The following is a 20,845-nucleotide window of genomic DNA, read 5'->3' on the forward strand; positions in this document are numbered from 1 at the left end:
TGTTGTTACCTGTGAAGCGCATAAGCTGCGTGACGCAGATAAATATCCTCAAGCCGGCGTCGCGCGTCAAACGTTTTCCGCCGGACTCCGCGGCCCGGCGCCTACAGTTCCCGCATGAAGATCCTCGACCTCGAACCCGGCGATGCCCGACTGGCCGCAGACCTGCTTCCCGTCCTGCGTGAACTCCGCCCACACCTCACCGAGAACCTCTTCCGCGAGGTGTACGAGAAGGGGTACGCGCAGGGACTCCGGTTCAGCGCCGCCTACGACGACGAGGGCGTCTGCGTGGGCGTGGCCGGTTGGCGCGTCATCGACAACACCAGCCAGATCCGGATGCTCTACGTCGACGATCTGGTCACCGCGGACGGCGCCCGTTCCACCGGAGTCGGCCGTCGGCTTCTCGGACATCTCGAAGAGCGGGCCAGAGAGGCCGGCTGTCTGCACCTCACTCTGGACTCGGGCACGCAACGCACCGAAGCCCACCGCTTCTACCTGAGGGAACGGCTGAACATCGTCGCGTTCAACTTCGACAAGGTCCTTGATCCGGAGTAACTCGATCCGGTCCCGAGGTCAGCTTGCCCCGTCCGGAGCGAGATCCAGCCGCCAGTCGTTCGTCAGCAGCACGTGGCCGGGCGGGTACTCGAAGTCGCACGTACCGATCAGGGTGAAGCCCGCCTTGCGGCACACGGCGTTCGACGCGCCGTTGTCGACGGACGGATAGGCGTGCAGACAGCGGTGCTTGTGCTCGGCGCGGGCCAGCTCCGCGACGGCTTTCGTGGCGGCCGTCGCGATGCCCAGGCCCTGGTGCCCCGGGAGGACGGCCCACCCCGTCTCGTACACCTCCCGGCCCTGCCAGGTCCGCTCCCAGAATCCGATGGTGCCCACGGCCTCGCCCCCGTCGGTCAGAGCGATGCGGAACATCCTGCCCCTGCCCGTCCGGTCCGCGCTCATCGCCACATAGCGCTCGTGGCGCGCTATGAGCTGCTCCTCCGACTCGGGGCCGCCGAGATGGGCCATCAGTTCCGGTGCGTTGGCGCGGCGGAGCAGTTCCAGGTCGGCGTCCGACCAGGCCTCGATCCGTACGGACGATGAAGCGGTGCGTTCCATACCGGAACTGTAGGACGCGGCACTGACACCCGGACGGACCCGTCAGTGGCCGGACGGTCGACTCGCCGGGCGGACAGCCCCTTCGCCGGGCGGGCGGGCGGTTGGGCGGGCCGCGTCCGGGGGCATGGTGGTCAGTGCTGGGTGAACGCCGTCGGAGGAACGCCGACCGTTGCCGTGAAGTCTCTGACCAGGTGGGCCTGGTCGCTGTAGCCGAGCTCCGCGGCAAGTGCCGCCCAGTCCACCTCCGGGTCCGACTCGGCCCGCTCCAGTGCCTCGTGGATGCGGTAGCGGAGGATGACCCACTTGGGCCCGACGCCGACGTATGCGGCGAAGAGCCGTTGGAGCGAGCGCGGCGACAGCCCTTCGGCGCGTGCGAGTTGGTCGACACGGCGCACCGTACGGTCCGTACGGACCAGGTCGACCAAGGCCATCGCGCGGTCGGCCGACGGGTCCGGTTCCGGGCCGAGCGCCGACAGGTACGCGTCGAGGGCGGCCACCCGCGCGCCCTCATCCACCGGGTCCAGCACGGTCGACGGCGAGGTGGGCGGAACGGATGAGGCGGAGGGGGCGAAGACCTCGTCCGCGGGCAGCCGTCGCCCCGTCCACCGGGAGACGGGCCGGTCCGGTGCGAACGGGCGGAATCCGCCGGGCCGGAACTGTACCCCGCAGACCCGCCCCCGGCCCTCCAGCTTCTGCGTGAAGAGCTCCAGGCCGATGCCCGAGACCTCCACGAACCCGGTGTCGTGGTCCCGGCCGTCGTCGTACCGCTGGAAGACCAGGTTCACGGACGGGTGCGGCACCAGATGGGAGGCGTAGGGCTCCCGCAGGTCCCAGTCGATGAGCCAGTAGTGCTCCAGGTACGGCCGCAGTTCGGGGCAGGGCTCGTGACGGCGGAAACGTACCTGCGCGAAGAGTGCGGAGGCGTCGACGATGCCTCGGGTGTCACGTCGCGGACCGGCCATGGCGGCGATCCTATGATGTGCGGAACCCGTCAGCGAGTCGCTGGAAGAACGGCCGTCGGCCGACCCGTTCCCGTGCCCACGTCGGGCTTCCTCGCGGCGTGGGTGGCCGACGGGGTGCCGCGCCGCCCGGTCGGAGTCAGTCCGGGCCCGCGTAGGGACCGGGTCCGGGGCGGCCGTACGTGTCGGGGACGACGGCGACCGGGCAGGGCGCGTAGTGCAGCATCGCGTGGTTCACCGTGCCCAGATGAAGGCCGTGCCGACCACCGGTCCGCCGGGTGCCGACGACCAGCAGTTCGGCGCCTTCGGCGGCTTCGAGCAATTCCTGGTGAGCCGGACCCTGCACCACCGAGCGGTGGATGACGACGTCGGGGGAGCCGGCCCGGTCCAGCCCCGCCAGAACGTCTTCGAGGTGTTCCTCGGCCCGCCGGCGGTGCGCGGCAGCCGGGGACCCCGACAGGAGCGGATGACTCATGGCCTCGTGGGCGGGGCAGCGCCAGGCCCGTACGGCGATCAGCTCGCCGTTGCGCGCGGCCGCCTGGTCGAGGGCGAAGACCGCGGCCGCCGACGGCTTCTCGGCGTCGCTGATCCCGACGACGACGCGACCGGGCCGTGGCGGGGTGCTCGGCTTCCTCGCCGGGACCACCACGACCGGGCAGTGGGAGCGGTCGGCGAGCGCGAGGCTGACGGACCCCAGGAGCATCCCGGCGATATGGCCCCGGCCGCGGGAGCCGAGGACGATCAGGGCCGCCTCGTGGCTCTCCCTGACGAGCGCGGCCACCGGGTCCTCGGGCTGCACCTCGGTCACCACGGACAGCTCGGGGCCGAGCCGTTGCGCGCGTTCCCGGGCGGTGGCGACAAGATGCTCGGCCAGGAGCCGCTCGGTGGGGCGCTCGGTGCCGGAGTCGAGGCGCAGGCCTTCATAGCGCTCCCACAGCGACGCGTGGACGACGCGCAGGGGAAGCCGTGAGCGTGCCGCCTGGGCCGCTGCCCAGTCGAGGGCGCGCAGACTGCCCTCCGATCCGTCCACTCCGACCACTACGGGGAGCGGCATCGCTCCCACCGCCTTCCGTACCGGGTGTTCGCTCCACCTCGGGCTCGGGCGCATCATTCCGGCGTACGCCGGGGCGCTTCTACGGATCGATCGTCAGCACGTGGTCCAACGGGCGGCGCGGCGTACGCGGTCCCGTGGGCCCGTATCCCATGCGGACGATCATCTGTGCGTACCCCGAGCCGAAGACCGGGTCGCGCAGGAGCCATCGCAGGTCCGGCCATTCGATGGGCTGCGTGGCGAACGAGGCGGACACATGGTGGATCGTGGCGGTGAGCAGAACGCGCTCCAGCGCCTGGCCCGCACGCAGCCAGTCCGTCGCGTGGTCGCCCGGGGTGCTCAACAGGGCGAGCTGCGGCTGCTTCTCGAACGGGATGCGTGCCCGGCCGGGGATGGCGCCTGGCCGCGCGAAATCGCGGGTGATCGCCCGTTCGGAGGTGTCGCGGGGGCCGAAGGCGTAGTCAGGGATTCCGTCCACCGGAGCCTCGTTCCTCGTGTTCCGGGTCCACCGCTCCTGTTCCGCCTTCCGCGCCGGATCCCCGCGGTCGTATCCCTCGGCGTCCTGGATCAGTTCGACCACGGTCTCCAGATGCGGCGGGGCCAGGAACGTGAAGTCCGCGCCCTCGGCACGGGCCGCTTCGGTGAAGCGCGCGCGGACGTTCTCGGGGATCACCTGTTCATCGAACGGATAGCGGCTGGTGTGACGGTCCCGGATGGCGCGGTGGAGAGCGGCGAGGGCTCCGTCCTCGGGCCTTTGCGCGGTGTCGGCGCGGATCCCGAGGCGCACACTGGCCAGTACCGCCGGGTCCGACGGTTCGGGCAGCAGCGTGGTGACCGCGTCCAGACCGCGGTGGGCGGCGGACACCCGCAGATTCAGCAGGGCCGCGCCGCAGCCCACGTGCAGTGCGCGGTTCGTGGGGTCGGCCTCCGGTATCGCGCGGCCGAATTCCGCCAGAAGCGTGAGGGTGCGGCCCGCGCGTGTGTAGCGGAACCGCCAGGGCTGGGCGTTGTGCATGGACGGGGCGGTGCCGGCGTCGGCGACGAGGCCGGAGAGCGTCGCGTCGTCGAGTGACTGGCTGAGCATCGGAACTCCCGGAGGTCGGGAACGGTCGATGGTCTCTTCAGCATGTCAGCACGGAACGGACAGTGCCTCGATGCCATGGGTCTTTTATCCCTTTATTGTGACCTTTTATTGTGGGCTTGCTTGCCCTCTCACGGCCATGCTGGTCCATGTGCGGCTTGGCCGGCCCGCCACCGGGTCACCGCTCCGTGGGCCGTCCCGCGGCCGAACCGGAGTCGGCCATTCACGCCGCGCCCGTAGGCCGGAACCGTGGTGCCATGAAGGAGAGCCCCTGACGAAGGGACCGCCCGGTCATGGCAGCCGCACCGCTCCTGGCACCGTGCCTGCGCTCCGTGCGGGCCGTGGTCCTCGACACCGACGGAGTGATCACCGACTCCGCCCGGCGCCACGCCGCGGCCTGGAAGGAGGCCTTCGACGCCTGCCTTTCGGCCGCCGGGGGTCAGCGGCCGTTCGACGACGTCGACGACTATCTGCGCCATGTCGACGGCCGCTCGCGGAGGGACGGCGCGGCGGCGTTCCTGCGGTCGAGGGGGCTGGATCTTCCCGAAGGGCGCCCCGACGACCCACCGGGAACCGGCACGGTGTGGGCCGTCGCCGCCCGCAAGGACGAGCTTTTCACGCAGAGCCTGCGCACGGGGCCGGTCGACGTATGGCCCGGCACGGTCCGTCTTCTCGACGTGCTGCGCGCCGAGCGGGTGCCCTGCGCCGCCGTCTCCGCGTCCCGGCACGCGGCGGAACTGCTGGCGCGGGCGGGTCTCGACGACCGGTTCGACGCCGTGGTCGACGGGAACGAGGCCCGTCGGCTGCGGCTGCCCGGGAAACCGGACCCCGCGCTCTTCGTCGAAGCGGCGAGGCGTCTGCGGGTCCCGGTCGGGGACACGGCTGTGGTGGAGGACGCGCTGGCCGGGGTCGAGGCCGGGCGGCGCGGCGGTTTCGGCCTCGTGGTCGGCGTGAACCGTACGGGCGGCTCGGCCCACGCCGCCGGACTGCGCCGTCACGGCGCCGACGTCGTGGTGTCCGATCCGGGGGACCTGCTGACGGCCGGGGGCGGCGGATGACACAGGCCTGGACCTGGTCGTACGAGGGGTACGACCCGCGGGAGGAACGGCTGCGGGAGGCGCTCTGCACACTCGGCAACGGCCGTTTCGCCACGCGTGGGGCCGCGCCCGAGACGTCCGAGGGCCGTTCGCACTACCCCGGCACCTATGTGGCGGGCTGCTACAACCGGCTGACCTCGTCGGTCCGGGGCCGCCGGGTCGAGAACGAGGACCTCGTCAATCTGCCGAACTGGCTGCCGCTGCGTTACCGCATCCACCCTGCGGGCACGACCCCCGGGCCATGGCTCACCCCGGATCACCCTCACCTCGTGGAACACGGTCAGTCACTCGATCTGCTCGGGGGCACGTTGTCCCGTCGGTCCGTCTACGAGGACGAGGCGGGCCGTCGGCTGAAGGTGGAGCAGTGCCGTCTGGTGCACATGGGCGATCCGCGTCTCGCCGCGCTGCACACGGTGTTCCGGGCGCAGGGGTGGACGGGCGTGGTCGAGGTGGAGGCGGGGATCGACGGAGACGTCCGCAACTCCGGCGTCGCGCGGTACCGGGATCTGTCGAACCGGCACCTCACCGGCTGGGTGACCGGCACGGAGGAGGACGGTGTGGTGTCGCTGCGGTGCCGCACGGTGGAGTCGGACGTCGGTGTCGCGCTGGCGGCCCGCACGCTGGCGGGGTGCGGTGACGAGGGCGGACAGCTCCCCGAACCCGGCCCCGGCCTCGAACCCGAACCGGGTTCCCGTCCCCGTACCCGTCCCCGTTCCGGTCCCGATCCCGGCCCCCGCTTCCGGCAGACGGAGAAGGCGGTCTTCCGGCGGCTGGTGCTGCCGCTGAGCCCGGACTCCGACGCCGTCGTCGACAAGACGGTGGCCCTTCACACCACCCGGGACCCCGCGATCGGCAGCCCGCTGCGGGCGGCCGTCGCCGAGGTACGGGTCGCCCCTGACTTCTCACGCCTGCTGTCCTCGCACCAGCGTGCCTGGGCCGATCTGTGGGGGCAGGTCCGGCTGGAGGTCCCGGGCGAAGCGGGTCGCGTTCTCCGGCTGCATCTCTTCCACCTGCTGCAGACGCTCTCCCCGCACACGGCCGAACTCGACGTGGGTGTACCGGCGAGAGGGCTGCACGGCGAGGCGTACCGGGGCCACGTCTTCTGGGACGAGCTGTTCGTACTGCCGTTCCTGAATCTGCATCTTCCCGAAGTGTCCCGAGGGCTTCTCGACTACCGCTACAGGAGGCTGCCCGCGGCCTGTCACGCGGCACACGAGGCGGGCAGGTCCGGGGCGATGTACCCCTGGCAGAGCGCCGACGACGGACATGAGGAGACTCAGGAACTCCATCTCAATCCGCACTCCGGGCGCTGGCTGCCCGACCGCTCGCGGCTGCAGCACCATGTCGGCTCGGCCGTCGCGTACAACGTGTGGCAGTACTGCCAGGCCACCGGGGACACGGAGTACCTGCACTCCAAAGGTGCGGAAATGCTGGTACAGATCGCCAGGTTCTGGGCGGACAGTGCCGAGTGGGACGAGTCACTGGCCCGGTATCGCATCCGCGGGGTCGTCGGACCGGACGAGTACCACGACGCGTATCCGGACACCGGGTTTGCGGGCCTCGACGACAACACGTACACGAACGTGACGGCGGCCTGGGTCCTGTCACGTGCGACGGAGCTGTACCGCGCCCTGCCCGAGGCGCGGCGACGCCGGCTGCTCGACCGGATCCGGCTCGGCCGCGACGAACCGGAACGCTGGGAGGACATCTCCCGCCGACTGCATGTGCCGTACCACCGGGGTGTCATCAGCCAGTTCGCCGGTTACGGGGAACTGGCCGAGCTCGACTGGGAGGGGTACCGGAGACGGTACGCGGACATCCGTCGGCTGGACCGCATCCTGGAGGCGGAGGGCGACACCGTCAACCGCTACCAGGCGTCCAAACAGGCCGATGTGCTGATGCTCGGCTACCTCTTCTCGCCGCAGGAACTGGCGGGCCTCTTCCGGCGGCTCGGGCATGTGCTGGACGACGACATCTGGCGCGCCACCGTCGACTACTACCTCGCGCGTACGAGCCACGGCTCCACGCTCAGCTCCCTGGTCCACGCGTGGGTGCTGGCCCGAGCGCACCGCGAGGAGGCGTGGAGGTACTGCGAGGAAGCGCTGGTCGGGGACGTGGCCGACATCCAGGGCGGCACCACCGAGGAAGGCATCCACCTGGGGGCGATGGCGGGCACCCTCGATTTCGTGCAGCGCGGGATGACGGGGCTGGAGACCCGTGACCGCGCACTGTGGCTCGCACCCGCCACGCTGCCCCAGCTCTCGAAATTCGGGATACGCGTCAGATTCCGCCGGCACTGGGACGTGGACCTGAGCTTCCGCGCCCAGCGCGTCCGGATCGCCGTACCCGGCTCGTCGCACCCGGCCGTCCGGGTCGTGCTGGGAGGCCACACCCATGTGATCGCCCCGGGTACGGCCCGATGGCTCGATCTTCCCCCGGCCGGGCACGGCTCCTTCCCGCCGGGCCACGCGAGGTGCGAGTGCCCCGCCCCGTGACCGCCGGTCCGAACAGCCCTCCCGCGATTGCGGCCGTGGTGGATCGGGGCCGCCCGTGAGTCGCCGCTCGGACAGCTGTCGCTGCGGCTCGTCAGCGCCCGCCGCTTGAGGAATCGGGGTGGGCCCGGGACTCTCACCTGACATACAGGCGATCATTTCTTCGACCTGTTGTCCGAGACTTGCTGTCCGGGACTTGCTGTCCGGGACTTGCTGTCCGGGACCTGACGGTTGAGGCGCGTCGGCAGTTCGGCAGTGGTGTGTGCCGGTCCGAGGGCCTGTGTGATGACCGTCACCCAGGTTTCTTCGGGTCCGGTGTCGTCCGAACACGGGGTGCCGGGCGTATGCCCGGTGGAACGAAGAGATCCAGGAGCTGTTTTTGACCGTCGAGGAGTTCGAAGAGTTCTACGCGCAGACCGTTGCCCGGCTGACAGGGCAGCTGTTTGTGATGCTCGGAGACCAGCACGAGGCGCAGGACGTGGTGCAGGAAGCTTTCGTCAAGGGCTGGAACCGACGGCGTCACCTCGACCGCGACGGGCAGCCCGAGGCGTGGATCCGCACGGTCGCCTGGCGCCTGGCGGTGAGTCGGTGGCGCGGTCGGCGCCGTACGGCGGACGCCTGGCGGCGCAGCGGCGCCCCATCCCAGGTGGAGGCGCCCGGCCCGGATTCGGTGGCCTTCGTCGAAGTGCTGCGGGAACTTCCGCCCAAACAGCGCCGCACGCTGGCCTTGCACTACGTGTGCGATCTGACCGTCGAACAGATCGCCGCGGAGACCGGTCTGGCGGCCAGCACCGTCAAGACGCACCTCGCCCGGGGGCGGGCCACGCTCTCGCACCGTCTGCAGGATCCGCGTACCGAGGAGGGGCCCTGTGTCTGAACCCCACGACCCGTTGCGGTCACTGTTCAAGGAAGCCGCCGCCGCGGGCCAGTCCCGCGCCCTTTCCGCCCCGCCCTCGTTCATCACCGAGCGCGGGGAGCGAGTGCACAGGCGCCGGATCGTCGCGCTGACTGTCGGAGCCTGTCTGGTCTTCTCCGGCGCGGGCGCGGCCGCAGCCTCCTTGCTGCCCGCGAGCCCCGGCACCTCTGTCCCGGCCACGACCCCCGCCCCGCCCCGGCCCTCTCCTGCGTCCTCCCTGCCGGACTCGCCCCGCACCAGCGCACCGTCGACGAGTCCTCCCTCCTTCGGCCCGAGCGCATCGGGAACACCGACCTCCCCCGGCCGGAGCGCATCGGAGACACCGGCCCTCCCCGGTTCGAGCCTTTCGCGGGCATCGAACACACCCACGGCGAGCAACAGCTCGCCCGGCTGACCTCCACGCCTTCCGTGCCCCAGCGGCGCCTGCCCGGCCGGTCCGGCACGCGCACATCCGACCCAGGAGACCCTGTTGTGAGCCTTTCGTCCCCTCACCGGAAGAGCGAGTGCCCGCCCGGCCCCACCGGGACCGCTTCCGGGCGATCGCCCCATGGGGCCACGTCATCGGGCACGGCCTTCCCCGCCCGGCTGCTGCTCCGGCTCAGGCCCGCCGACCGCGAGGTGCTGTGGCTGTACCTGATGACCCGGGCAGGCATCTGGGTCACCGCCTACTGCACCCGCTGGCTGTTCGCCGACGACCGCAAGGCCCACCACCCCGACTCGTTCTTCTCCCCGTGGCAGCGGTGGGACTGGTGGCACTACCTGCACATAGCCCAGGACGGTTACTTCCCCGGAGTGAGCGGCCCCTGGACGTCCGGCTGGGACAACAGAGAAGCCTTCTTCCCCGGCTTCCCGCTCCTGCTGCGGGCCGTCCACACCGTCGTCCCGAGCTGGCCCGCGGCCGGTGCGCTGATCTCCTTCGTCGCCGGGTGCGTCGCCGTACTGGCCCTGGCCCGGATCGCCCGGCTGCATCTGCCGCAGGACGACGCGGGGCAGCGTACGGCCCTGTTCTTCCTGCTCTCCCCCTGCGCGGTCTTCCTGGCCGCCGGGTACACCGAAGCGCTCTTCCTCGCGCTGGCTCTGCCGGCCTGGCTGGCGGCCCAGCGCCTCAACTGGCCACTCGCCGCCGCCCTGACCTGCCTGGCCACCACCGTCCGGGTCAGCGGACTCTTCCTCGCCGCGGCCGTCGCGGTCCACTTCCTGGTCACCGCCCGCACCAACGCCCAGTGGCGCGCTCTTCCCTGGCTGGCGCTGCCCGCCCTCCCGCCCTTTCTCCACAGCTGGTACCTGCACGCGCACACCGGTGACTGGATGGCCTGGAAGCACGCCGAGGAGCGCGGCTGGTACCGCGACTTCCATGCCCCCTGGGAGGCCTGGCAGAACACCTGGCACGCCGCGTTCGGACATGCCCAGACCACCGGGTACGCCCTGATGTTCCAGGCCGAGCTCCTCGCCATGCTGGTCGGCATCGGTCTGTGCGTCCTGCTGCTCCGGCGGCGTCGCTGGGCCGAGGCCGTGTACATCGGCCTCAGCCTGTGGGCCCTGGGCACTTCCTACTGGTACACCTCCATCCCCCGCGCGACCCTGCTGTGGTGGCCCCTGTGGACCGGTCTCGCCGCCTGGAGCCTGCGAAGTCCCCGTGTCAGGACCGCCTATCTCGCCGTCGTGGCACCGGTGATGACGGTCCTGGCCGTCACGTTTCTCTCGGGACGCTGGGCCGGCTGAGTCGAGCACCAGGTGCAGGGCCTCCGCCGGCCTCCCTTCGGGCGGCGGAGCATGAGGGGGCGCCGGGGCGCCCGTCGCCACACTGCCAGTCCTTCTTGGTCAGTCCTTCTTGATCTCGTCCGACGTCACGTACGCCATTCGGATCGCGACGACGGACGACGTCAGTGCGTCAGGGCGACCTTGAGGAGCACGATCAGCAGGCCGAGCACCAGGTTGACCGCCCCAGCGGCCACCACCACGCGGCCCGTGGCCCCCGCGTGCAGAGCGGCGACGGAGGCCCAGCCGACCTGACCGGCCAGCGCGACGCCCAGGGCCAGCCACAACGCCCCTTCCGGGCCGAGGCCCAGCAGAGGGGTGACGGCGACCGCCACGGCCGGTGGGACGGCCGCCTTGACGATGGGCCACTCGGCCGTGCACACCCGCCGGATCTCCTTCCCGTTCAGAGGCGCGTACATGATCCGCTCCCCGAGCAGCCGGGTGAGCACATGGGCGGCCCAGAACACCACCCCGGTGCCCAGCAGCAGGAGAACGAGTTCCAGCCGTGGGAAATACCTGAGCGATCCGGCACCGACCACCACCGAGGCGGCGAGCAGCGAGCCGTACACGGCGCCCGTGTAATCACGCCGCTCCGTGGTGCCCACGTGCGGACCCTGTGCGGGAGGCCGACCGTCCATGATTCCAGTGTGGGCACGCCTGTTGTGTGTCGCACGGCCACGCGTTCTCCGGCATCCGGACGCGTTCGATCTCCTGTCGGCCGCCTCCCCGGGCATGCGCGGAGGCGGGACCCGAAAGCCCCGCCCGCACCCATCAAAATCCCAAGTCAGGGCCAGACCAGGCAATACGCCTGATGCCCCGCGTCGTGCAGCCGGTGGGAGAAGTCCTGCCACTCGTGCAGCAGTTGGTAGACGTTGAACGCGTCGCGCGGGCCGCCCCGGTCCGGGACCGTGGACCAGATGAAGGCCGCGGCGCCCACCGACTCCTCGCCCACGCCGCGCAGCGGGTCGACGACCGTCATCGGAAGCTTGACCACCGCGTAGTCGGGGTGCAGCACGACCAGTTCCAGCGGGGGGACCCTGTGCAGGGGTATGCCCTGGATGCCGGTGAGGACCATCGCCGAGACCGTCTCCGGCTTGATCTTGGTGAACATACCGCCCATGCCCAGTTCGTCGCCGCCGAGTTCCTCCGGACGCATCGAAATGGGCACGCGTGCGGCCGTGGCCCCGTCCGGGGCCCCGAAGTACTTGTAGGTCACCCCCACCCGGCCACCACTCCTGCTTCCGGCTCCGCCACCCTGCGCACCATTGGCCTGTGTGCCTCGTCTGCGCTCCGCCTCACGCCGGTGCCGACCCCGCCGGGCAGGCTCGGGCCCCAGGTCGTCGGTCCCTTCGCCCACTCCGCCACCGCGATGCATATCTCATCCACCCGACTACTACTTAGGAGACCCAGCCCCCGCCGCGCAACCCGATCATCGTGTCAGTGACCTCCCCCGCGGGCGTGCGGTGAAACACCTGCCCGCAAGACCGTCCGTGACCCCGGCACCATGGCGTGTGTGAGCTTTCCCCTTGAAGTCACCAGTTTCGCAGATGTGAGGGGGCCGGCGCCCGGTCGTTACGCGACGGATGTGCTCGCGGGGCTTTCAGCGGCCGGGATCTTCCCCTCCCTGCCGCTCGGGAGGGCTGACCTACCCTGGGGAGGTCACTAGCCCCCGGAGTCGGAGAAGTCGCAGGTCATGACCGAACTGCCTTATCGATATGAAGCCCCAGTTTCGCAGACGCTTTTCGACCGTGCGTCCCTCGTGACGCCCGGCGGCGTGAATTCTCCCGTCCGTGCCTTCCGGGCCGTGGGCGGCACGCCCCGCTTCATGGTGTCCGGTACCGGTCCCTACCTCACCGACGCCGACGGCCGGGAGTATGTCGACCTCGTGTGCTCGTGGGGGCCGATGATCCTCGGTCACTCCCACCCCGAGGTCGTCGCCGCGGTCCAGGAGGCCGTGGCCCGCGGCACCTCGTTCGGTACGCCCGGTGAGGGCGAGGTCGCGCTCGCCGAGGAGATCGTGGCCCGGGTCGAGCCCGTGGAGCAGGTGCGGCTGGTGTCGTCCGGCACCGAGGCGACCATGTCCGCGATCCGTCTCGCCCGCGGGTTCACCGGCCGCGCCAAGGTGGTGAAGTTCGCCGGCTGCTACCACGGCCACGTCGACGCGTTGCTCGCCGCCGCCGGGTCCGGGGTCGCGACCTTCGGCCTTCCCGACACCCCGGGGGTCACCGGCGCGCAGGCCGGCGACACGATCGTGCTGCCGTACAACGACCTGGAGGCCGTACGGGAGGCGTTCGCCGCGCAGCCCGGCGAGATCGCCTGTGTGATCACCGAGGCGTCGCCCGGCAACATGGGTGTGGTGCCGCCGCTGGACGGTTTCAACGCCGGACTCAAGGAGATCTGCGCCGCCAACGGTGCGCTCTACATCTCCGACGAGGTCATGACCGGATTCCGTACCTCGAAGGCCGGCTGGTTCGGCGTCGACGGAGTACGGCCCGACCTGATGACCTTCGGCAAGGTCATGGGCGGCGGCTTCCCGGCCGCTGCCTTCGGCGGGCGTGCGGACGTGATGGCGCACCTCGCCCCGGCCGGTCCCGTCTATCAGGCGGGCACCCTCTCCGGCAATCCGATCGCCACCGCCGCCGGCCTCGCCCAGCTGCGGCTGCTCGACGACGCGGCGTACGCGAAGGTGGACGCGGTCTCCGCGGAGATCCGCGGCCTGGTCGGCGAGGCGCTGGCCAAGGAAGGCGTGGCGCACGTCGTGCAGGCGGCGAGCAACATGTTCTCCGTCTTCTTCACCGACCGGCCGGTGCGGAACTACGAGGACGCGAAGCAGCAGGAAGCTTTCCGCTTCACCGCCTTCTTCCACTCGCTGTTGTCGCAGGGCGTCTACCTGCCACCGTCCGCCTTCGAGTCCTGGTTCGTCTCCACCGCCCACGACGCGCAGGCCGTCGAGCGCATCGCCGCAGCCCTGCCCGCCGCTGCCCGCGCCGCCTCGGAGGCCACCGCATGAGTGAGAACAGCAGCCCCAAGGACATCACCGTCGTCCATCTGATGCGGCACGGAGAAGTGCACAACCCGGAGGGCGTGCTCTACGGACGCCGTCCCGGCTACCACCTCTCCGAGCTCGGCCGGCAGATGGCCGACCGGGTCGCCGCGCACCTGGAGAGCCGTGACATCACCCATGTCGTGGCCTCCCCGCTGGAGCGCGCCCAGGAGACGGCCACGCCGATCGCCAAGACGCACGGCCTCGACCTCGCCACCGACGAACGGCTCATCGAGGCCGCCAACGTCTTCGAGGGCAAGACCTTCGGTGTCGGCGACGGGGCGCTGCGCAAGCCGGACAACTGGAAGCACCTGACGAATCCGTTCCGGCCGTCGTGGGGCGAGCCGTACATCGAGCAGGTCGTGCGGATGATGGGCGCCCTGGACGCCGCGCGTGAGGCGGCCCGCGGTCACGAGGCGGTGTGCGTCAGCCATCAACTGCCGATCTGGATCGTGCGGAGCTTCGTGGAGCGGCGGCGGCTGTGGCACGACCCGCGCAAGCGGCAGTGCACGCTCGCGTCGCTGACCAGCTTCACGTACCAGGGCGACAAGATCGTGTCGGTCGGGTACACGGAGCCGGCGCGTGACCTGGTGCCCGCGCATCTGCGGGCGGGGGCGAAGCCGGTGAAGGGGAAGTCGAAGGCGTTCGGCGCGTAGCGGGCCCCTGGCCGGCGGGGCGCGGTGTGCGTCCGCCGGCCCGGGTGCGGTGTCCCGCGCCTGACCGGTCCTCCGGCCCCCCGCCGGTCCTCCGCGCCTGACCGGTCCTCCAACCCTCGCCGGTCCTTCGACCCCCGCCGGCCCTCCACACCCCCGGGCCTCTCACCGGTCCTCCATACCCTGTGGCCTCTCACCGGTCCTCCGCGCCCCGGTCTCACCGGTCCGCCGCCGGCCCGTGGCCTTCTCTTGCCGTGCTGTCCTCGATCGCCGGACGGGTGTGATCCTTCCGCCCGTCCGGCGATCGCGCTGCCGCGACGGGACCGGCGTGCGCGGACCGGAGACCGAGGGCAACGCGGCGATCGTGCCGCCGCCCCGGGTGACCTATCAGTCATACGTTCGCGTGCGTACTGGTCTGGTCACGCACAGAAACTTGTGCTAAATCGCGGAACCCCCGTGTTGTTTCCATCATCTAAGCGTTCGCCAGTTTGTATGGGCTTGAGATAAAACGACCGCAGATGGGGAACGCATGCGCGAGATCAGCCGAAGGGGTTTGCTCGGAGCCGGGCTCGGGGCTGCGGCCACGATCGGTCTGGCGGGTTGCGGCACCTTCGATTCCGGCGGGCCGGGGGAGGACACGGGGACTGCGGGGGAGAAGGGTGCCGACGGGCACACCCGGGGGACCGGACCCGCGAAGAAGGACGTCCGGAAGATCGGGGACGGTTCCACCGCCGACACCGGGAAGCAGCCGCACCAGCCTTCGGCGCCGGTTCCGCTCGAACCCGGGCAGACGCCGCCGCAGTTCGTGATCTTCTCCTGGGACGGGGCGGGCGAGGTCGGCAACGGGCTCTTCCCGCGTTTCCTGGAACTCGCCAGGAATCACGATGCGGCGATGACCTTCTTCCTCTCCGGCCTGTATCTGCTTCCCGAGTCGAAGAAGTCCATGTACCGGCCGCCCAACAACCCGATCGGCGCTTCCGACATCGGATATCTGACCGATGACCACATCAAGCAGACCCTGAAGTACGTCCGTCAGGCCTGGCTGGACGGACATGAGATCGGCACTCACTTCAACGGGCATTTCTGCGCCGGCTCCGGATCGGTCGCGAACTGGTCGCCCACCCAGTGGCGGAGCGAAATCGATCAGGCGGTCTCCTTCGTCACCGAATGGCGCACCAACACCGGGTGGACCGACCTCGATCCGCTGCCGTTCGACTACCGCAAGGAACTGATCGGCGGCCGCGCTCCCTGTCTGCTCGGCCAGGACAATCTGCTGCCCACGGCGAGCAAGCTGGGCTGGCGCTACGACGCCAGCTCGCCCGGCGGTACCCAGGTGTGGCCCCAGAAGCGCCAGGGCATCTGGGATCTGCCGCTGCAGGGCATGCCGTTCCCGGGGCACACCTTCGAAGTCCTTTCGATGGACTACAACATCCTCGCCAACCAGTCGCAGAATTCGACCAAGGGCATGCCCTCGCGCTATCCGGGCTGGCGGGAGCAGGCCGCCAAGTCGTATCTCGCCGGTTTCGACCGTGCGTACACGACGAATCGCGCGCCCTTCTACATCGGAAACCACTTCGAGGAGTGGAACGGTGGCATCTATATGGACGCGGTCGAGGAAGCGATCAAGAAAATCGCCGGCAAGCCGGATGTGCGGCTCGTCTCCTTCAAGCAGTTCGTCGACTGGCTCGACGTCCAGACCCCGGCCGTGCTCGACAAGCTCCGAACGCTGGGCGTCGGACAGTCACCCGAAGGCGGTTGGAACGCCTTCTTTAAACAGGCCTGACAACGGGCTTTACGGGCACCGAGGGGGGTGCCCGAGATCGCCGGAACCGCCATGCGAAACTTTTCACATGAGCTATGGCCGGGCATCTCGACGCCGCTTCACCCTGCTCGCCGCCCCCGCTGCGGTCGTCGCGCTCGCCCTCACGCTGACGGCGTGCGGTGGCGGCGACAACAAGGCGGGTGGCGGCGGCAACACGAACTTCGTCACGGGCAGTGGCGGAATCTCCACCGTGGCCAAGGGCGAGCGCAAGGCCGCCCCGAAGCTCGACGGCGAGACCCTCGAAGGCAAGCAGCTCGACGTCGCCGACTACAAGGGCAAGGTCGTCGTGCTGAACATGTGGGGCTCGTGGTGCGGGCCCTGCCGTCTGGAGGCCCAGTACTTCGCGAGGGTGGCGAAGGAGACGAAGGACAAGGACGTCCAGTTCGTCGGGATCAACACGCGCGATGCCCAGAAGGGTCCCGCGCTGAGCTTCGAGAAGGACTACGGGGTCCCCTACCCGAGCCTTTTCGACCCGACCGGCAAGCTCATGCTCCGCTTCCCTAAGGGAACGCTGCGTCCGCAGGCCATTCCGTCGACCGTGGTGCTGGACCGGGACGGCAAGATCGCCGCCCGTTCCCTGGCCGCGCTCGACTCCGACAAGCTGCACAAGATGATCGACCCGCTGATCGCGGAGAAGTGATTCCGTGCACACCCTTGCCGCGCTCCCGGGCGAGAACTCGACCATCGTGGACGGGGCGCTGATCGTCGCCCTGCCCGTCGCCGTGCTCGCCGGGCTCGTCTCGTTCTTCTCGCCGTGCGTCCTGCCGCTCGTCCCCGGTTACCTCAGTTACGTCACCGGGGTCAGCGGCACGGACCTGGCGCAGGCCAGGCGAGGGCGGATGGTCGCGGGCGCCTCGCTCTTCGTGCTCGGCTTCACCGCCGTGTTCGTCTCCGGCGGCGCGCTCTTCGGCTTCTTCGGACAGACCCTCCAGGAGCACAGCGGAACGCTCTCCAAGATCCTCGGCGTGCTGATGATCCTGATGGGGATCTTCTTCATGGGCCTCATGCCGTGGATGACGCAGCGCGAGTTCCGTATCCACAAGCGGCCGGTGACCGGGCTGGTGGGCGCACCGCTGCTGGGCGCCCTCTTCGGGATCGGCTGGACCCCGTGCCTCGGCCCGACGCTCAGTTCGGTGAGCATCCTCGCGATGCAGCAGGGCACCGCCGGACGCGGGGCGATACTGACCGTCGCCTACTGCCTCGGCCTCGGCATCCCGTTCGTGCTCGCCGCCGTCGCCTTCCGCAAGGCGCTCGGCGCCTTCGGCTGGGTCAAGCGCCACTACGCATGGGTCATGCGGATCGGCGGCGTCATGATGATCGCGACAGGCCTGCTCCTGCTCACCGGCGTGTGGGACACGATGATGCAGCAATTGCAGGGCTGGTCCAACGGCTTCACTGTGGGGATCTGAGTTCCATGAGCGACACCAAGTCCAACCCGGCCTCGCAGCGCGGGCGCCGCGACGAGCGGGAGATCCGGGACGAACAGGACCGGGAGAACGCCCGCGAGCTCGGTGCGGCCGGCTCCCAGCTCTCCACCGCCCCGCGCGAGGAGGCCGTGGCCAATCTGCCGGCCATGGGCGTCATCGGCTGGGCCCGCTGGTTCTGGCGGCAGCTCACCTCGATGCGGGTCGCGCTGATCCTGCTCTTCCTGCTGTCGCTCGGCGCCATCCCCGGCTCGCTGATCCCGCAGAACAGCGTGGACGAAATGAAGGTGCGGACCTTCAAGGACGCCCACACCGTCGTCAGTCCGATCTACGAGAAACTCCAGTTCTTCGACGTCTACAGCTCGGTGTGGTTCTCCGCGATCTACATCCTGCTGTTCGTCTCGCTCATCGGTTGCATCGTGCCGCGCACCGGCCAGTTCGTCGGCCAGCTGCGCAGCCGCCCGCCGGGCGCTCCCAAGCGCCTGACCCGGCTGCCCGCGTACACCACCTGGCGCACCGAGGCCGAGCCCGAGCAGGTCCGCGAGGCCGCGCTCGCGATGATGCGCAGGCGCCGCTACCGCGCGCACACCGTGGGAGACGCGGTCGCCGCCGAGAAGGGCTATCTGCGCGAGGCCGGGAACCTGGTCTTCCACATCGCCCTGATCGTGATGCTGGTGGCCTTCGCCTTCGGGCAGCTCTTCAAGTCCGAGGGCGGCAAGCTGGTCGTCGAGGGCGACGGCTTCTCCAACACACAGACGCAGTACGACAACTTCAAGTCCGGTTCGCTTTTCGACCCGGACTCGCTCGCCCCGTTCAGCTTCAAGCTCGACAAGTTCATCGGTACGTACGAGCGCAGCGGCCCCCAGATCGGTACGCCCCGGACCTACGAGGCCCATGTGACGTACGAGGCGGGCGCCTACGGCAAGCCGCAGAAGACCGTCATCAAGGTCAACGAGCCCCTCGTCATCGACGGCACCAAGGTCTACCTCAACGCGCACGGCTACGCGCCCGTCGTCTCCGTCAAGGACGCGAGCGGCAAGGAGGTCTACCGGAACGCAGTGCCGCTGCTGCCCATCGACAACAACGTCACCTCGACCGGTGCGATCAAGGTGATGGACGGCTACCACGACAAGAACGGCAAGAAGACCCAGCTGGGCTTCCAGGCCTTCTTCGTGCCGACCTTCGCGGGCAACGGCAAGGGCACGATGTTCTCGCAGTTCCCCGCTGCCGACATGCCCGTCCTGGCCCTCAACGGCTACCACGGCAGCCTCGGCGTCGACTCCGGACTGCCGCAGAACGTGTACCAGCTGGACAAGTCCAAGATGAAGGCGTTCAAGGACAGCAAGGGCGACCCGCTCAAGCAGCGCCTGGCGGTCGGCGACACGATGAAGCTCCCCGACGGAGCCGGCTCGATCACCTTCGAGGGTGTCGAGGAGTGGGCCAGCTTCCAGATCTCCGAGCAGCCCGCCAGCGGCTGGGCGCTCACCGGAGCCATCGCCGCCATCGCCGGGCTCGCGGGCTCGCTGTTCATCCAGCGGCGCCGCATCTGGGTGCGGGCCGCGCCCGGTGCGGACGGCGTCACCGTCGTCGAAATGGCGGGTCTCGGCCGCAGCGAGTCCGCGAAGCTTCCCGAGGAGCTGGCCGATCTCGCGGTCACGCTCAACGACGTGGCGCCCACGGCGCCCGGCTCTGACACCGACCCCGGATCCGATGCCGGTTTTGTCGGAGAATCCCCCGTAGAACCTGCCGAAGGGGCTGAGAAGTGAATCTCGCCGCCGCAACCAACGAGAACCTGGCGCACACCAGCAATGTGCTGATCTATTCGTCGATGGCCGTCTACACCCTGGCCTTCTTCGCGCACATCGCGGAATGGGTGTTCGGCAGCCGCAGCAAGGTCGGCCGCACCGCCGCCGCGCTGACCGGGGCCGATGCCGGGGCCGGTGCCTCGGTGAAGGTGCAGGTCGCACAGAAGGGCGGCGGCACCGCCGTACTGGAGCGCCCGAAGATCGTCACGCGCTCCGCGGCCGGTTCCCGCGACGTCCCGGACGGGCCCGGCGCGGCCGGTGGCACGTTCAAGGGCGATCTGTACGGACGCATGGCGATCTCCATGACCGTGCTCGCCTTCCTCGTCCAGGCCGGCGGAGTGCTCGCGCGTGCGCTCTCCGTGCAGCGTGCCCCCTGGGGCAACATGTACGAGTTCTCCATCACCTTCTCCACGGTGGCGGTCGGCGCCTATCTGGTCCTGCTCGCGCTGAAGAAGAACGTCCGCTGGATGGGGCTGCTCCTGGTCACCACCGTCCTGCTGGACCTCGGCATCGCGACCACGGTGCTCTACACCTCCAGCGACCAGCTGGTGCCCGCACTGCACTCGTACTGGCTGTGGATCCACGTCTCCACCGCCATTATCTGCGGTGCCGTCTTCTACATCGGCGCGGTCGCCACGCTGCTCTACCTCTTCCGTGACAGCTATGAGAGCAAGCTCGCGGGCGGCGGGCAGCCCGGTTCGTTCGCCCAGTCCGTGCTCTCCCGGCTGCCCTCCGCCTCGACGCTCGACAAGTTCTCGTACCGCGTCAACGCCGCCGTCTTCCCGCTGTGGACGTTCACGATCATCGCGGGCGCCATCTGGGCGGGCGACGCCTGGGGCCGCTACTGGGGCTGGGACCCCAAGGAGGTCTGGTCCTTCATCACCTGGGTCGCGTACGCCTGCTACCTGCACGCCCGCGCCACCGCCGGCTGGAAGGGACGCAAGGCCGCCTACCTGGCACTGATCGCCTTCGGCTGCTGGCTCTTCAACTACTACGGCGTCAACATCTTCGTCACCGGCAAGCACTCCTACGCGGGCGTCTGACCGGCCCCGTGCCCGTACGGGTGCGGATCGGGCACCGCCGGGCCACGCTGGAACCATGACCGACGCGACCCCCGTCATCGAGCGTGGTACCAGCGAGACCCACGGTGACCAGCACATCCTGCGGTTCACGCTACGGCTGCCCCACCCCGTTCCCCGGGTGTGGGCAGCCGTAGCCAGTTCCGAGGGACTGCCCGGCTGGCTCGCCGCCGCCGACCCGTTCGAACCGCGCGTCGGCGGAGCGGTCACGCTGCGCTGGCTGAACACCGGCCGGGACGGGAACGCCACGGTCGCCTCCGGCACCGTCACCGCCTGGGACGTCGAGCGCGTCGCCGAATACACCCTCGAAGGACTCCACGGCCGTATCCGCTTCCACCTGGAGCCACCGCGCGGCGACCATGTGCTGCTGCGCTTCACCAACGAGTTCCGGGGCGACGACGCACTGCGGCTGGACTGCCTCGCCGGCTGGCACGACCACTTCCAGTACCTCGTGGACGCGCTCGACGGCTACCCCGCCGACTGGTCGAAGTGGACCCCGGTCCGGTGGGCGGGGCTGCGCGAGGAGTACGCCGCGCTGATGCGGTGACACGGCGTCAC

At 69.9% G+C, this 20,845-nt stretch carries 20 protein-coding genes; 14 read left to right on the forward strand and 6 right to left on the reverse strand.

Annotated elements, in window-relative coordinates:
* Positions 1 to 114 precede the first annotated feature (114 nt).
* The gene (locus ACF1B9_RS13605; protein ID WP_391742591.1) at positions 115 to 552 is read left to right on the forward strand and encodes a GNAT family N-acetyltransferase; all 438 of its coding nucleotides are present in this window, start codon (positions 115 to 117) and stop codon (positions 550 to 552) included.
* Between the two features lie 18 nt (positions 553 to 570).
* Here the strand turns inward: ACF1B9_RS13605 and ACF1B9_RS13610 are convergent, their stop codons facing one another.
* The 4 genes from ACF1B9_RS13610 to ACF1B9_RS13625 all read right to left on the reverse strand — a co-directional run bounded on the left by ACF1B9_RS13610 (position 571) and on the right by ACF1B9_RS13625 (position 4,201).
* Positions 571 to 1,107 carry a GNAT family N-acetyltransferase gene (locus ACF1B9_RS13610; protein WP_391742589.1) on the reverse strand — a complete coding sequence of 179 codons (537 nt, stop codon included), beginning with the start codon at positions 1,105 to 1,107 and terminating at the stop codon, positions 571 to 573.
* 131 nt (positions 1,108 to 1,238) lie between these two features.
* On the reverse strand, positions 1,239 to 2,078 hold the full coding sequence (locus tag ACF1B9_RS13615; RefSeq protein WP_391742672.1) for a DUF6597 domain-containing transcriptional factor: 840 nt from the start codon (positions 2,076 to 2,078) through the stop codon (positions 1,239 to 1,241).
* 127 nt (positions 2,079 to 2,205) lie between these two features.
* The gene (locus tag ACF1B9_RS13620) at positions 2,206 to 3,120 is read right to left on the reverse strand and encodes a universal stress protein (protein ID WP_391742588.1); all 915 of its coding nucleotides are present in this window, start codon (positions 3,118 to 3,120) and stop codon (positions 2,206 to 2,208) included.
* A 79-nt stretch (positions 3,121 to 3,199) separates the two neighbouring features.
* The gene (locus ACF1B9_RS13625) at positions 3,200 to 4,201 is read right to left on the reverse strand and encodes an Acg family FMN-binding oxidoreductase (RefSeq protein ID WP_391742586.1); all 1,002 of its coding nucleotides are present in this window, start codon (positions 4,199 to 4,201) and stop codon (positions 3,200 to 3,202) included.
* Between the two features lie 290 nt (positions 4,202 to 4,491).
* Between ACF1B9_RS13625 and ACF1B9_RS13630 the strand changes: the two genes are divergently transcribed.
* The 5 genes from ACF1B9_RS13630 (at position 4,492) to ACF1B9_RS13650 (ending at position 10,425) form a co-directional block, all read left to right on the forward strand.
* The gene (locus ACF1B9_RS13630; protein WP_391742584.1) at positions 4,492 to 5,256 is read left to right on the forward strand and encodes an HAD family hydrolase; all 765 of its coding nucleotides are present in this window, start codon (positions 4,492 to 4,494) and stop codon (positions 5,254 to 5,256) included.
* Complete coding sequence (locus ACF1B9_RS13635) at positions 5,253 to 7,790, forward strand: glycoside hydrolase family 65 protein (protein ID WP_391742582.1); 2,538 nt, start codon at positions 5,253 to 5,255, stop codon at positions 7,788 to 7,790. Before ACF1B9_RS13630 ends, ACF1B9_RS13635 begins: the two co-directional genes overlap by 4 nt.
* Positions 7,791 to 8,166: 376 nt before the next feature.
* Positions 8,167 to 8,664 carry a SigE family RNA polymerase sigma factor gene (locus tag ACF1B9_RS13640; protein ID WP_391742581.1) on the forward strand — a complete coding sequence of 166 codons (498 nt, stop codon included), beginning with the start codon at positions 8,167 to 8,169 and terminating at the stop codon, positions 8,662 to 8,664.
* Positions 8,657 to 9,097, forward strand: coding sequence for a hypothetical protein (locus ACF1B9_RS13645; RefSeq protein WP_391742579.1), 441 nt, complete (start codon positions 8,657 to 8,659; stop codon positions 9,095 to 9,097). Before ACF1B9_RS13640 ends, ACF1B9_RS13645 begins: the two co-directional genes overlap by 8 nt.
* A gap of 77 nt (positions 9,098 to 9,174) precedes the next feature.
* Positions 9,175 to 10,425, forward strand: a complete 1,251-nt coding sequence (locus ACF1B9_RS13650) for a mannosyltransferase family protein (protein ID WP_391742578.1) — start codon at positions 9,175 to 9,177, stop codon at positions 10,423 to 10,425.
* Between the two features lie 161 nt (positions 10,426 to 10,586).
* On the opposite strand, the gene ACF1B9_RS13655 is transcribed toward ACF1B9_RS13650, so the two are convergent.
* Positions 10,587 to 11,099 (reverse strand): hypothetical protein, encoded by a 513-nt coding sequence (locus ACF1B9_RS13655; protein WP_391742576.1) that lies wholly within the window; start codon positions 11,097 to 11,099, stop codon positions 10,587 to 10,589.
* A 146-nt stretch (positions 11,100 to 11,245) separates the two neighbouring features.
* Positions 11,246 to 11,836, reverse strand: coding sequence for a hypothetical protein (locus tag ACF1B9_RS13660; protein ID WP_391742575.1), 591 nt, complete (start codon positions 11,834 to 11,836; stop codon positions 11,246 to 11,248).
* A gap of 327 nt (positions 11,837 to 12,163) precedes the next feature.
* Between ACF1B9_RS13660 and hemL the strand changes: the two genes are divergently transcribed.
* From hemL to ACF1B9_RS13700, 8 genes are all read left to right on the forward strand, one after another.
* The gene (gene hemL / locus ACF1B9_RS13665; protein ID WP_391742671.1) at positions 12,164 to 13,471 is read left to right on the forward strand and encodes a glutamate-1-semialdehyde 2,1-aminomutase; all 1,308 of its coding nucleotides are present in this window, start codon (positions 12,164 to 12,166) and stop codon (positions 13,469 to 13,471) included.
* Entirely contained in the window at positions 13,468 to 14,160 is a 693-nt protein-coding gene (locus ACF1B9_RS13670) for a histidine phosphatase family protein (RefSeq protein WP_391742573.1), read from the forward strand. The genes hemL and ACF1B9_RS13670 overlap by 4 nt, the downstream gene beginning before the upstream one ends.
* Before the next feature lie 526 nt (positions 14,161 to 14,686).
* Positions 14,687 to 15,940, forward strand: coding sequence for a hypothetical protein (locus tag ACF1B9_RS13675; protein ID WP_391742572.1), 1,254 nt, complete (start codon positions 14,687 to 14,689; stop codon positions 15,938 to 15,940).
* Between the two features lie 67 nt (positions 15,941 to 16,007).
* A complete protein-coding gene (locus ACF1B9_RS13680) occupies positions 16,008 to 16,619 on the forward strand; it encodes a TlpA family protein disulfide reductase (RefSeq protein WP_391742570.1) in 612 nt (203 codons plus the stop codon).
* A 4-nt stretch (positions 16,620 to 16,623) separates the two neighbouring features.
* Positions 16,624 to 17,388, forward strand: coding sequence for a cytochrome c biogenesis CcdA family protein (locus tag ACF1B9_RS13685; protein WP_391742569.1), 765 nt, complete (start codon positions 16,624 to 16,626; stop codon positions 17,386 to 17,388).
* A gap of 5 nt (positions 17,389 to 17,393) precedes the next feature.
* The gene (locus ACF1B9_RS13690; protein WP_391742568.1) at positions 17,394 to 19,169 is read left to right on the forward strand and encodes a cytochrome c biogenesis protein ResB; all 1,776 of its coding nucleotides are present in this window, start codon (positions 17,394 to 17,396) and stop codon (positions 19,167 to 19,169) included.
* Complete coding sequence (gene ccsB, locus ACF1B9_RS13695) at positions 19,166 to 20,251, forward strand: c-type cytochrome biogenesis protein CcsB (protein WP_391742567.1); 1,086 nt, start codon at positions 19,166 to 19,168, stop codon at positions 20,249 to 20,251. Before ACF1B9_RS13690 ends, ccsB begins: the two co-directional genes overlap by 4 nt.
* A gap of 55 nt (positions 20,252 to 20,306) precedes the next feature.
* Positions 20,307 to 20,834 (forward strand): SRPBCC domain-containing protein, encoded by a 528-nt coding sequence (locus ACF1B9_RS13700; RefSeq protein WP_391742566.1) that lies wholly within the window; start codon positions 20,307 to 20,309, stop codon positions 20,832 to 20,834.
* Positions 20,835 to 20,845: the final 11 nt, after the last annotated feature.

The sequence above is a fragment of the Streptomyces sp. NPDC014727 genome, assembly GCF_043083485.1.
In the GTDB taxonomy this organism is placed as follows: Bacteria; Actinomycetota; Actinomycetes; order Streptomycetales; family Streptomycetaceae; genus Streptomyces.

Coding starts and splice junctions, on each gene's coding strand:
- ACF1B9_RS13620 (WP_391742588.1), bottom strand. CDS start 3,120: ATGCCGCTCCCCGTAGTGGTCGGAGTGGACGGATCGGAGGGCAGTCTG.
- ACF1B9_RS13655 (WP_391742576.1), bottom strand. CDS start 11,099: ATGGACGGTCGGCCTCCCGCACAGGGTCCGCACGTGGGCACCACGGAG.
- ACF1B9_RS13675 (WP_391742572.1), top strand. CDS start 14,687: ATGCGCGAGATCAGCCGAAGGGGTTTGCTCGGAGCCGGGCTCGGGGCT.
- ACF1B9_RS13700 (WP_391742566.1), top strand. CDS start 20,307: ATGACCGACGCGACCCCCGTCATCGAGCGTGGTACCAGCGAGACCCAC.
- ACF1B9_RS13635 (WP_391742582.1), top strand. CDS start 5,253: ATGACACAGGCCTGGACCTGGTCGTACGAGGGGTACGACCCGCGGGAG.
- ACF1B9_RS13680 (WP_391742570.1), top strand. CDS start 16,008: ATGAGCTATGGCCGGGCATCTCGACGCCGCTTCACCCTGCTCGCCGCC.
- ACF1B9_RS13660 (WP_391742575.1), bottom strand. CDS start 11,836: ATGCATCGCGGTGGCGGAGTGGGCGAAGGGACCGACGACCTGGGGCCC.
- ACF1B9_RS13625 (WP_391742586.1), bottom strand. CDS start 4,201: ATGCTCAGCCAGTCACTCGACGACGCGACGCTCTCCGGCCTCGTCGCC.
- ACF1B9_RS13605 (WP_391742591.1), top strand. CDS start 115: ATGAAGATCCTCGACCTCGAACCCGGCGATGCCCGACTGGCCGCAGAC.
- ACF1B9_RS13630 (WP_391742584.1), top strand. CDS start 4,492: ATGGCAGCCGCACCGCTCCTGGCACCGTGCCTGCGCTCCGTGCGGGCC.
- ACF1B9_RS13670 (WP_391742573.1), top strand. CDS start 13,468: ATGAGTGAGAACAGCAGCCCCAAGGACATCACCGTCGTCCATCTGATG.
- ACF1B9_RS13610 (WP_391742589.1), bottom strand. CDS start 1,107: ATGGAACGCACCGCTTCATCGTCCGTACGGATCGAGGCCTGGTCGGAC.
- ACF1B9_RS13690 (WP_391742568.1), top strand. CDS start 17,394: ATGAGCGACACCAAGTCCAACCCGGCCTCGCAGCGCGGGCGCCGCGAC.